The 14,671-nt window shown below is 65.2% G+C and carries 12 protein-coding genes; 10 read left to right on the forward strand and 2 right to left on the reverse strand.

Annotation, left to right across the window (positions count from 1 at the left end; all coding sequences use genetic code 11):
- Positions 1 to 224 precede the first annotated feature (224 nt).
- Both FYC77_RS15295 and FYC77_RS15300 read left to right on the forward strand, forming a co-directional pair.
- Positions 225 to 629 carry a hypothetical protein gene (locus FYC77_RS15295; protein ID WP_149082370.1) on the forward strand — a complete coding sequence of 135 codons (405 nt, stop codon included), beginning with the start codon at positions 225 to 227 and terminating at the stop codon, positions 627 to 629.
- Positions 630 to 781: 152 nt separating this feature from the next.
- On the forward strand, positions 782 to 1,972 hold the full coding sequence (locus FYC77_RS15300; protein ID WP_149082423.1) for a threonine synthase: 1,191 nt from the start codon (positions 782 to 784) through the stop codon (positions 1,970 to 1,972).
- A 145-nt stretch (positions 1,973 to 2,117) separates the two neighbouring features.
- Here FYC77_RS15300 and FYC77_RS15305 read toward each other — a convergent pair whose 3' ends face one another.
- Positions 2,118 to 2,354: a hypothetical protein gene (locus FYC77_RS15305; RefSeq protein ID WP_162354542.1), complete on the reverse strand. Its 237-nt coding sequence runs from the start codon at positions 2,352 to 2,354 to the stop codon at positions 2,118 to 2,120.
- 106 nt (positions 2,355 to 2,460) lie between these two features.
- On the opposite strand from FYC77_RS15305, the gene FYC77_RS15310 reads away from it, so the two are divergent.
- From FYC77_RS15310 to FYC77_RS15340, 7 genes are all read left to right on the forward strand, one after another.
- Entirely contained in the window at positions 2,461 to 3,651 is a 1,191-nt protein-coding gene (locus FYC77_RS15310; RefSeq protein WP_149082372.1) for an ABC transporter substrate-binding protein, read from the forward strand.
- 130 nt (positions 3,652 to 3,781) lie between these two features.
- Entirely contained in the window at positions 3,782 to 4,855 is a 1,074-nt protein-coding gene (locus tag FYC77_RS15315; protein WP_238386985.1) for a FecCD family ABC transporter permease, read from the forward strand.
- Complete coding sequence (locus FYC77_RS15320) at positions 4,852 to 5,817, forward strand: ABC transporter ATP-binding protein (protein ID WP_149082374.1); 966 nt, start codon at positions 4,852 to 4,854, stop codon at positions 5,815 to 5,817. The genes FYC77_RS15315 and FYC77_RS15320 overlap by 4 nt, the downstream gene beginning before the upstream one ends.
- Before the next feature lie 408 nt (positions 5,818 to 6,225).
- Entirely contained in the window at positions 6,226 to 9,903 is a 3,678-nt protein-coding gene (locus FYC77_RS15325) for an MMPL family transporter (protein ID WP_149082375.1), read from the forward strand.
- On the forward strand, positions 9,900 to 10,652 hold the full coding sequence (locus tag FYC77_RS15330) for a TrmB family transcriptional regulator (RefSeq protein WP_149082376.1): 753 nt from the start codon (positions 9,900 to 9,902) through the stop codon (positions 10,650 to 10,652). The genes FYC77_RS15325 and FYC77_RS15330 overlap by 4 nt, the downstream gene beginning before the upstream one ends.
- 83 nt (positions 10,653 to 10,735) lie before the next feature.
- Complete coding sequence (locus FYC77_RS15335; protein WP_149082377.1) at positions 10,736 to 11,419, forward strand: HAD-IIB family hydrolase; 684 nt, start codon at positions 10,736 to 10,738, stop codon at positions 11,417 to 11,419.
- Positions 11,420 to 11,558: 139 nt separating this feature from the next.
- Positions 11,559 to 12,773: an ArsB/NhaD family transporter gene (locus FYC77_RS15340; RefSeq protein WP_238386978.1), complete on the forward strand. Its 1,215-nt coding sequence runs from the start codon at positions 11,559 to 11,561 to the stop codon at positions 12,771 to 12,773.
- A gap of 6 nt (positions 12,774 to 12,779) precedes the next feature.
- On the opposite strand, the gene FYC77_RS15345 is transcribed toward FYC77_RS15340, so the two are convergent.
- Positions 12,780 to 13,979, reverse strand: a complete 1,200-nt coding sequence (locus FYC77_RS15345) for an iron-containing alcohol dehydrogenase (protein ID WP_149082378.1) — start codon at positions 13,977 to 13,979, stop codon at positions 12,780 to 12,782.
- Between the two features lie 256 nt (positions 13,980 to 14,235).
- Between FYC77_RS15345 and FYC77_RS15350 the strand changes: the two genes are divergently transcribed.
- Positions 14,236 to 14,601 (forward strand): hypothetical protein, encoded by a 366-nt coding sequence (locus tag FYC77_RS15350; protein ID WP_238386980.1) that lies wholly within the window; start codon positions 14,236 to 14,238, stop codon positions 14,599 to 14,601.
- Positions 14,602 to 14,671: the final 70 nt, after the last annotated feature.

A 14,671-nucleotide genomic window follows, 5' to 3' on the forward strand; every position in this document is an offset into this window, starting at 1 on the left:
AAGATGATCGTCGCCGGCTTCATCGAGCCGATCACGGAGGAGCTGCCCATCGAGTACGCGGTCGAACTGAATCGCTTGATCGAACTCGAGATGGAGGGAAGCCTCGGCTAAGCGGTCGATATGAGTAAACGGAACTCACACCGTAGAAAGCGGCTGAACCGACGGTCGGATAGGAACTCCAGCGGGAAGTTGCTGGGAACACGGATCTCGAGAGCGAGATACACATGAAACACGGAACGGATACCGAATCGCCACGGCTTCGATGCTACGAGTGCGGATGCCAGTACGGGTATCTTGGATCGAATCCACACCCGGGTCGATGCCCGTCGTGCGACTCGAGGTGCGTGTCTCCAGCTGGCGAACTCGTCGTCATTAACGTCGAAAAATGGCAAAATGCCACCGGGCTCTCGAAGATCTGGGTCGAAACGATCGACGAACGGGACCGTCAGTTTCGATTCGAGATTGTAGCGGCTGGAAGTGAGGGCAAGGTGGTTACCGTCACTGTCGGGGATGCTGTCCTCGATCCGGCAATGGACCCTTCTCTGCAACGTCTTCCTCCAGTTATTTCGGAGCTGGTCGCACACATCGGTATCTCCGACCTCGAACCGGGACGGACATCGCCCGCCTGATGCGGATTGCTGTCGTTTGGTGCCGATGATCGGTCGGACGGGGCAGCGGCCGAACGACTCGCGATTTGAACTTGCTTTTTGTTGCGCTCGGCGTACTACTCCGGCCCGATGGACAGTCATTAGTCTGGGGCCGCGAACAATCGCGTATGGAACTGGCAACGACTGACGCGTTCGTTGGCCTCGAGTGCGTCGACTGCGACGCGACGTACGACGCCGACGAAACGAACCGGTGTCCGGACTGCGGGGGGATTCTCGAGCCGAGTTACGACTACGACGCGATCGACCTCGAGCGGGCGGATCTCGAGTCGCGGTCGTTCGACTCGATGTGGCGCTACGAGGAACTGCTCCCCTTCCTCAGGGAAACGGCCGTTACGACCGACGAGGGGGCGACGCCGCTGGTCGAGTGTCCGACCCTCGCCGAGGAACTCGGCGTCGGCCGGCTGCTGATCAAAGACGAAGGGCGGAATCCAACGGGAACGATCCGGGACCGCGGCCAGTCGGTGGCGGTCACGGCCGTCGCCGGACGCGGCGGGACCGACGTCGCACTCGCGTCGACGGGCGACGGCGGGCAGTCCGCGGCGGCCTACGCCGGCCGCGCGGGCCTCGAGTCCCACGTCTACCTCCCCTCGCGCTCTGGCTTCTCGAACAAGGCGATGGTGAACGTCCACGGCGGCGACATGAACGTCGTCGGCGGGCGCTACGACGACGCCGTCGGTGCCTTCGAGGAAGGCCTCGCGGAACACGACGAGTGGCGGTCACTGCAGGCGTTTTCGACGCCGTACCGCCACGAGGGTGAGAAGACGACGCTGTTCGAGATCGTCGAACAACTCGAGTGGGCGGTGCCCGACGCGGTCGTCTACCCGACCGGCGGCGGGGTCGCGCTGGTCGGCGGCGCCAAGGCGGCGACGGAGTTGCAGACGCTCGGACTGGTCGACGACCGGCCGTCGCTGTACGCCGCCCAGGCCGAGGGTTGTGCGCCGATCGTCGACGCGTTCGAGTCGGGGGCCGCCGATACGGAACCGGTCGAGACGCCCGACACGATCTGTGGCGGGATCGAGGTACCCGATCCTGTCGCCGGGGGGAGGGTACTCGAGGCAATCTCCGAGACCGGCGGCGGCGCGGTCGCGACCGACGACCAGGACGTCCTCGAGGCGGGCGTGACGGTGGCCCAACACGAGGGTCTCGAGATGACCCCGAGCGCCGCGGCGGCGGCCGGCGGTGCGTGGGAACTCGCCGAGCGCGGCGAGTTCGACGGCGACGAGACGGTCGTCCTCGTCAACACCGCGACCGGGAACAAGGAGGCGGACGTGTTGCGCAGTTACCTGATGAGCCAGGGCGTCTAGACGATCCGGGACTCGAGTTCGACTGCGATCGGAGCCCACATCCCGCCTCACGGGTGCTATCACCCCCGATTTCGCTCGTTGACGGGTCGGGTTCGAGTCACCTCCGATCTGGATTACATCTTCCTCGAGTCACGCCCCTCGAGGCTTATCCCCTTGCTACACCAGTCTCGGGGCCGACGTATTCGTTGACGTCCATCCCGGACTGGGGTCCCGTGACGATCCCACCAATCAGGTCGTCGAGCGTCCTGGCATTCCTCGTATCGGCCTGCCGGAACCCCCATTCTGATTCGAATCCGCCGTTCTCGGGCAAAAACCTTCGGAAACTGACCTTCGCGCTGTAACGCCGGGTGCACTCGTCGACGACCACGTCCTGAGTGATCACCAGCCGTTCGTTCCCATCCGCCGGCGACAGATCAAGGAATTAGACTAGTCTAAACTATAAATTAGCTTAGTAAAATACATTACGGTGCTCCGGAAAGGGGCGGGTGATGAGTTCGAAATCGGATCGACGCGATTCATCGATCGTTTCACGACGAACCTTCGCTCGCCTCGGTGGGGGGACAGCGATCGGGGCGCTAGCAGGTTGTCTCAGTGATACCGGCGACGCCAGTACCGAAACCGACGGGACGGACGACGCGTACGAAGTCTGTATGGAGCCCGCGAGCTGTGTCGAGTTCGACGAACCGCCCGCGGAGTTCGCGGTGTACCACCAGTCCTGGGTGGATATCGCAATCTCGCTGGGACAGGCCGACGGCGTGGCCGCGGCCGCTTTCCCCGGACGGTTCCCGGTCGGCTATCTCGAGCAGCTGCCGGGCGTCGAGTTCGACCGAGACGGGACGTTCGCTCTCCAGGAAGAGGGTGACGCCGACGTCGAGGTCTTCTACGAACTCGGCCTCGATCTACACCTGATCGATCCCTACACGGCGGAGAACTACTTCGCGCTCGACTGGGACGACGTCGACGAACTCGAAGCGAACGTCGCCCCATTTATCGGGAGCTGGATTCGCCGACCCCAGTTCACTGACGACCACCCACACTACGATCTCTGGGAGGTCTACGACGAGGCGGCCCAAGTGTTTCAGGTCCAGGAGCGAGGTGAAGCGTTCCGGGATCTTCACGCGGAGATGCTCGAGGAGATTCGGGCCGAACTCCCACCCGTCGAAGAGCGTCCCACCGTGGGGTATCTGAACTTCGACGACTTCGACGCTGCCAGCGGTATCGACGTGTTCAACCCGGCGTTGCCGGGGACGCAGACGCAGACGTTGCGCGACCTCGGCGTACCCGACCACGACGCGTTCGCGGGCGTCTACCCCGACGACGACTACCGCCTCACGGCCGACCTCGAGTTGATGCTCGAGTACGACCCCGAGGTGATCGTCTACCACAACGGGCTCGACGGCGTCATCCGTCGGGAGGGGCGTGACTGGGGGGCCGATGTGATCGAACCGCTCGAGAGCGATCCCGTCGCGAGCGAGGTGACGGCCGTCCAGAACGGCCGCGTCTATCCGTGGCACGAGATGGAACAGGGCCCCATCCTCAACACGTTCCAGACCGAGGCGCTCGCGAAGAGCCTCTATCCCGACGTCTTCGGCGAGCCGACGGGGATGGAAGCGCCACCCGAGGACGAACGGCTGTTCGACCGTCAGCGCGTCGCGGACATCATCAACGGGGAGTTCTAGGAATGGGATTCGCTGGTTCCCCACCGACGGACATCTCTGTCGATGAGCTCGGCTTCGCCGCCGTGAATTTCTCGTGAGCGGCGACGAACCCGGCGTCGCTGGATCGGCAGCGACGGGACCGACCGCCGACATCCGCCGGCTCGGCTGGCTGTTCGACCCGGGGCTGGTGACGGTCGTGCTCGCGAGCACGCTCGTCGTCGTCCTTGGCGGGCTGGTTCAGGTGAGCTTTGGCGCGTACTCGATGACTCCCAGCGAGGCCTGGCGGGCGGTGTTGAATCCCGACGTGGTGTTCAACACGCAGGCGTGGAACGCCTTCCTGCTCGGAGGCGAGGTGCCCGACATGCACGAGCGGAGTCTCATCGCCTGGAACGTCCGCTTGCCCCGGGTGTTCGTCGCGGTCATCGTCGGAATGAACCTCGCGGTTTCGGGGGCGATCTTCCAGGCCGTGACCAGAAACGAACTCGCGAGTCCGTTCATTCTCGGCGTCTCCTCCGGGGCGGGTCTGATGATTCTGCTCACGCTCGTGGTGTTCGGCAGTCTGACGGCGTTTCTACCGCTGATCGCCGCGACGGGCGGCGCGGTCGCCTTTCTAATCGTCTACGCGATCGCCTGGAAAGGCGGGACGAACCCGGTCCGGCTGGTGCTCGCGGGCGTCATCGTCGGAACGGTGTTGGGGTCGTTGCAGACCGCACTGTTTTTCTTCGCCGACGATGTCGGAATCGTCCAGTCTGCGATCGCGTGGACGACCGGCTCGCTCACCGGCACCGACTGGCAACAGGTCCGTCTCGCGTTGCCGTGGACAGTTGTCGCCGTGGGGCTGGCACTCGTCGGGTCGCGTCAGTGTAACGTCCTCTTGCTCGGCGAGGAGACGGCGAAGTCCCTCGGAATGTCGATCGAGAAAGTCCGCTTTGCGCTTTCCGGCGTCGCCGTCCTCGCAGCGGCGGCCAGCATCGCAGTGGCGGGCATCGTCAGCTTCGTCGGGCTAATCGTTCCCCACATCGTCCGCAACGTGGTGGGAAGCGATTACAAGCAGCTGATCGTCGGCTGCGTGTTCGTCGGTCCGGCGCTGATGGTCGCCGCCGACGTCGGCGCACGACTCGCACTCAACCCCGTCCAGATCCCCGTCGGCATCGTCACCGGGCTCGTCGGCGGCACGTACTTCCTGTACCTGATGCGCAAGAAATCAAATCTCGGTGAGATATGACCGCGAACGAATCGACGAACGAATCCAGCGGAGCAACTCGAAAGAACGACGCGGGTCAGGCTAGCCGAACGGCCGACACACGTCAGGCCGTCCGCGAGTCCGAGTCGAGTCACGCCGGCCGGGAGTCGGATACGAGTCGCGTTACCCGGTCGTGTCCGCGGTCGGAGCCGATTCTCGTCGGTGAGGACCTCACGTTGGCGTACCCCGGGAGCGACGAGCCGGTGATCGGCGGCGAATCGCTCGCCGTCGAACTCGGGGTCGTGACGGCGCTCGTGGGGCCGAACGGGTCGGGAAAGAGCACGCTGTTGAAAGGGCTGGCCGATCAACTCGCTCCTCGAGACGGGACGGTACTACTCGAGGGCCGAGATGTCCACGAACTAGGGACGAAAGAACTCGCCCGGCGGCTCGGCTTGCTTTCACAGGAGAGCACCTCTCCCGAGAGCATCACCGTCGAGGAACTCGTCTATCACGGGCGATATCCTCATCGCGGGTTTTTCGATCACGTCACCGAGTCGGACCACCGGGCGGTCCACCGTGCGATCGAACTCGCGGGGTGTGGTCATCTCCGCGAGCGCGAACTCGGGAGCTTGAGCGGGGGTCAGAAACAGCTTGCGTGGATTGCGATGGTCCTCGCCCAGGACACTGACGTCTTGCTGTTGGACGAGCCGACGACGTTTCTCGACCTCCATCACCAACTCCAGGTGATGGAGATCGTCGAGACGTTGCGCGACGAGAGCGATATTACGGTCGTCGTCGTACTCCACGACATCGAACAGGCCGCACGTCACGCCGACAGAATCGTCGCCCTCGACGACGGCGAGATCCACGGATACGGAACGCCAACCGAGATCGTCACCGAGGAGTTGCTCGCGACGGTTTTCGAAATCGAGGCAGCGGTCGATGTAGTCGATCAGGGCCCGCGGATCACGCCGCTTTGCCCCATTTCGTCTTCCGATTCGTAGCCCTTTTCGACACGACTGGTCTCTCGTATTGTCGGCCGTCTACCGTTCACGTTTGGATGAGACGGACGGCCCACGTCTCGAGTCGGGCCACCCAGTAGCGGATCGATGGGATTGTTGTAACGATTTACCGGTGAAACCACGATCCGCCTGTGGTTTCGCCGATAACGACTTACAACAGTCCCTATGAAGTGTAGTTGTCGAATATTGAACTGGTTTGGAGTGTGTCAGGTATGATGGGAGGACAATATTGGGCCACAATTAGTGTTCCAGGGACAGGAGTGTGTATCAGTAGTCGTGACGTTCACGATAATATAATACTGGAAACACGTATAAGCGGGCGTGTTTTTAGGATCGTAACAACAGCATGGTCCTCGAAGCTGTCTATCTCGAGTCGACGGAGGAGATCGAATGAGCGCGGCGGATCGGATCGCGAAGTTCGTCACCTCCAACGCGCGCATCGTTCTCGTTGTACTCTTGCTCACGACGGCGCTGGTCGGCGCCGGCGCGTCGATGGTCGACGACGACTCTTCGCTCGAGCAGTTCGAGAGCGACTCTCCCGAGGGCGAAGCGATGGAAGCGATCGACGAGAACTTCGGCGTCGACGACGAGGAGGAGACGACCAGCGTGCAGGTGATCACCCGCGGCGACGGCGAGAACGTTCTGACGCGGGAATCACTGCTCGAGTCCCTCGAGTTCCAGGAGGAGATCAGGGCGAACGAGTCGATAAACGAGACGCTCGTCGAGGACGACGCGATCACCGGCGTCGAGAACGTCATCGCGATGACGGCGATCACCAACGAGCAGGTCGCCGAACTCGAGGAACTCGCCGACGACATCGAGGAACGCGAGACGGAGTTGAACGAGACGAGCGAGGAACTCGAGGAACGCGGCGAAGAACTCGAAGAACGTGGCGCCGAACTCGAAGAGCGTGGTGCGGAACTCGAGGAACGTGGTGTCGAACTCGAAGAGCGGGGCGCGGAACTCGAGGAACGCGAGTCGGAACTCGAGGAGACGAGCGAGCGACTCGAGGACGGTATCGACGCGTCGATCGGCATCCAGCGCGAGTACGAGCAGCTGGCCGCGGCCTACGACGAGACCGATCCGGAGTACCAGCTCGGCGCTTCAGAACTCGAGTCGGAGTTCGAGGAGACGATCGCGGAGGCGACCGTGGGCCTCGACGACGAGCAGGCTGCCGAGTACGAGGAGCTCGCCCAGCAGGCGCGCGCGATCGAGTCCGATCGGTTCGCGATCGAACAGACGACCGACGACCCCGAGGAGGTTCCCGAGTACGAGGAACACTCCGAGGCGCTCGAGGAAGTCTACCTCGGCGCGACGATGGGTATTCTCGAAGAAGAGTACGAACAACTCGAGGAGGCGGCCGACGAACTCGAAGGGGAACGAGATCAACTCGAGGAAGACAGCGAACAACTCGAGGAAGACAGCGAGCAACTCGAGGAGGACTCCGCGGAACTCGAGGAAGATAGCGAGCAACTCGAGGAGGAGTACGAACGGCTCGGTGAGGACGCCGAGGAACTCGAGGAGATGCAAGACGACCTCGAGGACGACGACGGGCCGACGCTCGACGAGCAGATCGAGGCACTCTCCGAGATCGACGACGACGAGTTCGAAGAGGCGCTCGAGGGCGCGCTGTCGGACGACGACGAGAACCAGGGAGCCGCCCTCGGGTTCATGCCCTCCGACTACGATCCGGGATCGACCGAGGCTGACGCGCGGATGACGTTCGTCACTCAGGAGATCGGCGACGCCGACGTCGAGACGGGTGCCGTCGACGAGGACGTCCTCGAGACCCAACTCGATCTCCAAGAACTTGCGGCCGGCCACGAACACGAGCAGATCGTCTTCGGCGTCGGCATCATCACCGACGAGATCGACCGCTCGATGGGCGACAGTCTGGCGATCGTCGGACCGCTCGCGCTCGCGTTCGTCGTCGCCGCACTCCTGATCGCCTACCGTGACCCGCTCGACATCGTCCTCGGGGTCGTCGGCATCGTCACGGTCCTGGTCTGGACGTTCGGCTTCATGGGCTGGACGGGGATCGCGTTCAACCAGATGATGATCGCGATTCCCGTTCTGCTGATCGGGCTCTCGATCGACTACGCGATTCACGTTTTCATGCGGTATCGAGAGCAACGCGAGACGCCACGGGTCTCGGACGAGCAAACGGGGAGTGAACCGACCCGTGAGCAACGCGAGACGCCACGGGTCTCGGACGAGCGAACGGAGGATCCGGACGTCACCGACTCGAGCACCGTCCGCGGATCGATGGCCGTCGCGCTCGCGGGAGTCGGTATCGCGCTCGTCTGGGTCACCGCGACGACCGCGATCGGATTTCTCGCGAACCTGATCAGTCCGATCGGCCCGATCCAGGAGTTCGGCGTCGTGAGCGCGTTCGGTATCCTCGCGGCGCTGGTCGTCTTCGGCGGGCTGATTCCGGCGGCGAAAGTCGAGATCGACTCGGCGCTCGAGGCCCGGGGTTTCGACCGCCGCAAGCGCGCGTTCGGTACCGGGGGCGGACGGCTGGGTGACGTCCTCTCCGTGGGTGCAGTCGCGGCCAGGCGGGCACCGCTCGTGTTGTTGCTCGTCGTCCTCCTCGTGACCGCCGGCGGCGTCTACGGCGCGAGCCAGGTCGACACCAGCTTCGACGAGGAGGATTTCCTCGCGGAGAGTCCGCCGGCGTGGACCGAGTCTCTTCCTGGCGGGATGGCACCTGGCGAGTACCAGGCCGCTGGCGATCTCGACTACGTCAACGAAAACTTCCAGCGCGACGACGTCCAGGCACAGATCCTCGTCGAAGGCGACGTGGCCGACGGGGACGTCCTGGAACGACTCGAGACTGCCCAGAACGACGCCGCGGACAGCGACGTCGCGTACACGCTGGCGAGTGGCGAGGCCGACGTCCAGGGGCCGTTATCCGTGATGGAAGACACCGCTGCACGGAACGAATCGTTCAACGAATCGTTCGAGGCCGCCGATACGACGGGCGACGGCGTCCCCGACGAGAACGTCACGGAGCTGTACGACGAACTCTTCGAGATCGACGAGGACGAAGCGAGCCAGGTCCTCTACCGGAGCGACGACGGGACGTACGACGCCGCCCGCATGATCGTCGCCGTCGAGGGCGACGCGCCGTTCGACCAGACGACGGAAGAGATGCGCACCATCGCGGCGACGATCGACGACGCCGGCGTCGGCGACGACCGCGGACTCGAGGGTGGGGATGGAAGTGGCCAGGGCGACGATAGGGCGGACGGCGAGGGAGATGGGACCGACGAAGACGGCGAGACGGTGATCCTCGCCGATGGGGACGGCGTCAGTGCTATCGCGACCGGCGATCCGATCGTCAGCTACATCGTCGAACAAGATCTGCTCGACACCGTTCTCCAGAGCCTGTTGATCACGCTCGTCGCGGTGTTTACGTTCCTCACGGTAGCCTACCGGTTGACTGGAAACAGCGCGACGCTCGGCGTCGTGACGTTGTTGCCAGTCGCGTTCGCCGTCAGCTGGATTCTCGGGACGATGTACCTCATCGGGATGCCCTTTAACGTCCTGACGGGGATGATCACCAGCCTCACGATCGGCCTCGGGGTCGCATACAGCATTCACGTCAGCTCCCGGTACACCCTCGAACTCGAGCGCCAGGGCAACGTCTGGTCGGCCCTCGAGACGACGGTTACCGGCACCGGCGGCGCGCTCCTCGGAAGCGCGGCGACGACCGTCGGCGGCTTCGGCACACTCGCGTTCGCCATCCTCCCGGTGCTCGAGCAGTTCGGGATCATCACGGCGTTGACGATCACGTACGCGTTCCTCGCGAGCGTCATCGTCCTCCCGACGCTGTTGGTCCTCTGGACCCGGTACTTCGGTCCCGACGTGTCCTTCGACGTCCGGCCGCTGCGTCGGCCAACGCCGACGGCGAGTGATGGCGGGATGCCCGAAGACGTCGATCGCGACGGCGGTGAGGAGAACCCTGCGGACGCGACCGAAACGAACGGAACCGACGGGGCGACGGCAGGCGGAGATGTCGACAGTGGGGGCCGGAGCCGCCCCGACGACGGAGGTGGAGAATGAGCACGGACGAGACCGAAGCCGTCGACGCCTTCGAGCGCCTGGGGCTCACCAGCTACGAAGCGAAGGTGTTCATCGCGCTCCACCGCCTCGGCTCAGGCACCGCACGGGACGTCGCTCGGATCACCGACGTCCCTCGCTCACAGGTCTACAGCGTCGCCGAGAGCCTCGAGGAACGTGGCTTGCTCGAGGTCCAGCAATCGAACCCGATCCGCTACCGGCCGGTCAGCGTCGAGGAAGCCCGAGAAACGCTCGAGAAACGGTTCGAGCACGAACGCGAACGTGCGTTCGACTACGTCGATCGAGTGAGCGAGGAGTCGGTCGGTGAGGAGACCCAGGAGGACATCTGGACGGTCCGAGGCCGCGACCGAGTCGACGACCGGGTCGTCGATCTCCTCTCGAGCGCCGAGGACCGGATCGTCTTCGGGACCCGACTACCGGCGCTCGTCACCGACGAGATCGAGGCGACCCTCCGGAATCGAGCCACGGCGGGCGTTTCGGTTCTCGCCGTCAGCCGGACTGGCGCGGTCAGAGAACGGCTCGAATCGCTCGAGGGCGTCGAGTGTGAACTGCCGCCGGACCACCACGGCGACGACCAGCGGTCCGGTCGGATCGTTATCGTCGACGACGACGGAATCCTGCTCAGCGTCGTCGACGACGATGGCGGCGAGACGGCGATCTGGAGCTCCGGATCACGGTTTGCCTCCGTTCTGATCCAGCTCATCAGAGCTAGCACGCAGACGCCGGCGTGAGGAGGGGTCGCTCACTCGCTGGCGACGGGAGCGACCTGCTTTCGATCCGACCGCTTTAGACGACGGAACGCCTACGTCGTGGTATGACGGCCGACCCGCCGCTGCTTCTCGACATCGACGGCACGTTGACCCGCCCCGACGCCTGGGGGATCGACCCCCGGATCTTCGATCCGCTGCGCGAGTGGGACGCCCCGGTCGTCGTCGCCACCGGGAAGGCGTTTCCGTACCCGATCGCGCTCTGTCACTTCGCCGCGATCCCCGAACTCGTCGTCGCCGAAAACGGCGGCGTCGTCTATACCGGCGACGACATCTTCGTCACCGCCGACCGCGAGGCGCCTCGAGCCGTCGCCGAGGCCTACCGCGCGGCGGGCTACTCGCTGGGCTGGGGCGAAGAGGACACCGTCAACCGCTGGCGTGAGACCGAAATCGCCGTCAACCGCGAACAGCCGCTCGAGCCGCTTCGCGAGATCGCCGCCGAGTTCGGCCTCGAGGTGATCGACACCGGCTACGCCTACCACGTCAAGGATACGACGCCGAACAAGGGCGACGGTGTCGAGCGGATCGCCGACCACATCGGGTTCGACCTCGCCGACGCCGTCGCCGTCGGTGACTCGATCAACGATGTCCCGACGTTCCGGGTCGCCGGCCGAAGTTTTGCCGTCGCGAACGCCGACGAGGACGCGAAAGCGGCCGCCGACGAACTGCTCGAGGAGATCCACGCCGACGGTACGCTTTCGGTTCTCGAGCGGGTTCGTACCGGAGAGTGAGCGTCGTTCGATCGACGGCCGGGGCGATCTTCGAGTGGCCCCCGACAAATCGTCGCTCGACGGGGGTCGAAGGACGGCGGCGTAGGCGACGCCGTGAGCAGTCAGTACAGCTATACGTGACGGCAACAGTGCATCGGTCGTGATCGAGTTCGGTGGCGGTCTCGTCGCGACGTTCGTCGTTCTCGCCACCTTCGCTTTGCTGTTCGTGAGACGAATCGGGCGCTACCCGCTCTCGCGGTCGGTGACCGCGGCCACCGGGACCGTGGTCTTGCTCGCCCTGGGGATCGTCACGCCAGCGCGGGCGCTCGAGGCGATGAGCGTCCAGACGCTGCTCCTGTTGTTCGGCATGCTGGTCCACGTCGTCGCGCTCGCCCGCTCGGGATTCTACGAGTGGACGGCCACACGTCTGGTTGGGCTCGCGCGGACGCCTCGGCGGCTGACCCTCGGCGCGCTCGCCCTCTCGGCGGTACTCAGCGCGTTCGCGCTCAACGACGCGACGGTGTTGTTGCTCACCCCGATTCTCATCGTCGCGGCCGACAGGGGAGACGCGGACCCGGTCGCCCCCGTTCTGGCCGTCATCTTCGGCGCGAATATCGGCAGCGTCGCGACCCCGCTCGGAAACCCACAGAACGCGTTCATCCTGGCCGAGAGCGACCTCACGACGCTCGAGTTCGTCGTCGCACTCGCCCCCGTCGCGGCCGTCTGCCTGGTCGTCGCCGCGCTGTTTCTCCTCCCGATCACGCCGAGCGACGGCGTGCTCGTCGTCCCCGACGCCGCCGAGTTCGACCGCGTCTGGGCCGGGACCAGCATCTGCTTCGTTGCCGGGACCTTTCTCGCGTTGCTCGTCTTCCCCGGCGTCGGCGCGGGAACGATCGCGGCCTCAACCGCCGTCGTCCACCTCGCGTGGCTCCAGGGCTTTCGCCGGGTCGCCGGCGACGAGATCTTCGCGGAGGTCGACTGGAGCGTGCTCGTCCTGTTCGCCGGGCTGTTCGCGCTCGTCGCCGGCCTCGACGGGACTGCCCTGCTCGAGGCAGTCGAGTCGATCGGCGGCGGAACACAGCTCGCCGCCGGTGCGTTCGTCCTCTCGAATCTGGTGAGCAACGTCCCTACCGTGGTCTTGCTCGCCGCCGGCCTCCCCGCCGAGGCGACCGCCGACTGGTTGTTGCTGGCCGCGGTGAGCACGCTCGCCGGGAACGCGACGCCGATCGCCTCCGCCGCGACGCTACTGGCGCTCGAGGCGGCCTCCGACGAGAACGTCCGCGTCCCGGTTCGAACGCTGTTGCTCCTCGGGGTTCCGCTCTCGATCGTCACCTCGGCGCTCGCGGTCGGGGTCCTGTCGCTGACGCTCGGCTGATTGCCGTCAGTACGCCGTCTCGAAGACGTCCACGATATCGTCTTTCGTCATCCGCCGCGGGTTCCGATCGACGTTGTGCCGGGAGTGTTCGAGTGCAATCTCCGCGAAGGCGTCGAACTGCGAGCGGTCGACGTCACCCCCCTCGACGTCGCGAATCCGGTTCGGGATCCCGACGTCGTCGTTGAGGTCGCAGACGGCGTCGACGCTTCGGCGGGCGCGCTCGAGGGTCGATTCGTCCGCACGCTCGGGAACCCCAAGCAGCGTCGCGATATCGGCGAAGCGGTCGGGTTCCGCGGGGACGTTGTACCGTATAACGTGGGGCAGGAGGACGCCGTTCGCGAGCCCGTGGCCGAGTCCGCACTCGGTTCCGAGCGGGTAGGTGAGCGCGTGGACGGCCCCGAGCCCGGAGTTGACGAACGCCTGCCCGGCGAGCATCGCGGCCAGGCTCATCCCGTAGCGGGCCTCGTCGTTGTGCTCGCCCTGATGGACCGCTTCCCGGAAGTTCTCGCCGATCAACTCGATCGCACGACGGGCGAGTGCGTCGGTGTAGGGCGTCCGTAGCGTCGACGTGTAGGCCTCGACGGCGTGGGAGAGTGCGTCCATGCCGGTCGCAGCCGCGACCTGGGGCGGCAGCGAGCGGGTCAGTTCGGGGTCGACCAGCGCCAGGTCGGCGTAGAGGTGCTCGGAGTAGACGACCTTCTTGTTGCCGTCGTCCTCCCCGTCGGCGAAGACGCCGATGTGAGTCACCTCGCTACCGGTGCCGGCCGTCGTCGGAACCAGGACCGTCGGCAAGCCTGGGCCGGGAACGTTCCCCATGCCGAGCAGTTCGCGAACCGGCACGTCGTGGACGGCCAGCGCGGACGCCAGTTTCGCGGTGTCCATACTCGAGCCGCCGCCGACGCCGACCACGACGTCGGCGTCAGCCCGCGTCAGCTCGTCGGCAGCCGCTTCCGCGAGGTGCAGTTTCGGCTCCGGCTGGACGCCGTCGTAGGTCGTCACCTCGACACCAGCCGCCTCGAGCGCGTCGAAGACGGGATCGGCCGCACCAGCCTCGAGGACGCCCTCGTCGGTGACGACGAGCGCCGACTCGAGGTCCTCGTCGGTGACGTAGCCCTCGAGTTTCGCCGTCGCCCCCATCCCGTACTGGATCGCGTTCGGACTGCGAACTGCGTTGACGTCGCCGATCGAACCGATGCCATCGAACATGCTGGACTAGATCCCGATACGGGACAAAAGTATTTACTTTCGAACGATTGGTCGTTCGAAGCGAGTGGTGACTGCCGTCGTCGGATCCGAATCGGACCGCCACTGGCGGAGCCCGCATACGATCGCCTGGAATGATTTACCGCCGAACCCGTGACCTGTCTGCGGGTTCGTCGGTACCGACTGACGGTAAACCGTATCACAGCGGGCGGGCGTCGGTCGCGGAACGCTTTTGTCGCGGTCGCCCCGATTCGCACGTATGGTCGTGGAGTCGCCGGCGATCGTCGTTTTCGGGGCTGTCGCGACGGTTGCCGTCTTCGTCATCGTCCGCTGGGACGCGATCCGAACGGGAATCTCGCGGCCGCAGGTGTGGGCCGCCGTCGCCGCGGTCCCTGTCCTGGTCGGCGTCTCGATGTCCCTGTTCGCGACGGTCCCGACGACGGGCATCATCATGACCGCGAACACGGGGCTGGTCCTCTACACGTTCGAGCGGGAGGTCGTCACCGAGGATGACGAGCCGGCCGAACCCGGACAGCTCCCACATCGCTCGGTCGACGGCACCCACAGCCCGGAGGCGCCGTCGCGCTCCGGATCGTCTCGAGGGGACGACGGCTCCGAGGAGTGATCGAGCCGGCCGAGAGTCGGTCGGCCTTCGGAGCCGGACACCACACGGCTTTTGTCCGCCCCACTCGAAC

It is taken from the genome of Natrialba swarupiae (assembly GCF_008245225.1).
GTDB classification, from domain to species: domain Archaea; phylum Halobacteriota; class Halobacteria; order Halobacteriales; family Natrialbaceae; genus Natrarchaeobius; species Natrarchaeobius swarupiae.

What these genes read in the sequence shown, in the direction of transcription:
- FYC77_RS15295 (WP_149082370.1), top strand. Translation starts at nt 225, where the DNA reads ATGAAACACGGAACGGATACCGAATCGCCACGGCTTCGATGCTACGAG.
- FYC77_RS15310 (WP_149082372.1), top strand. Translation starts at nt 2,461, where the DNA reads ATGAGTTCGAAATCGGATCGACGCGATTCATCGATCGTTTCACGACGA.
- FYC77_RS15320 (WP_149082374.1), top strand. Translation starts at nt 4,852, where the DNA reads ATGACCGCGAACGAATCGACGAACGAATCCAGCGGAGCAACTCGAAAG.
- FYC77_RS15325 (WP_149082375.1), top strand. Translation starts at nt 6,226, where the DNA reads ATGAGCGCGGCGGATCGGATCGCGAAGTTCGTCACCTCCAACGCGCGC.
- FYC77_RS15330 (WP_149082376.1), top strand. Translation starts at nt 9,900, where the DNA reads ATGAGCACGGACGAGACCGAAGCCGTCGACGCCTTCGAGCGCCTGGGG.
- FYC77_RS15335 (WP_149082377.1), top strand. Translation starts at nt 10,736, where the DNA reads ATGACGGCCGACCCGCCGCTGCTTCTCGACATCGACGGCACGTTGACC.
- FYC77_RS15345 (WP_149082378.1), bottom strand. Translation starts at nt 13,979, where the DNA reads ATGTTCGATGGCATCGGTTCGATCGGCGACGTCAACGCAGTTCGCAGT.
- FYC77_RS15350 (WP_238386980.1), top strand. Translation starts at nt 14,236, where the DNA reads ATGGTCGTGGAGTCGCCGGCGATCGTCGTTTTCGGGGCTGTCGCGACG.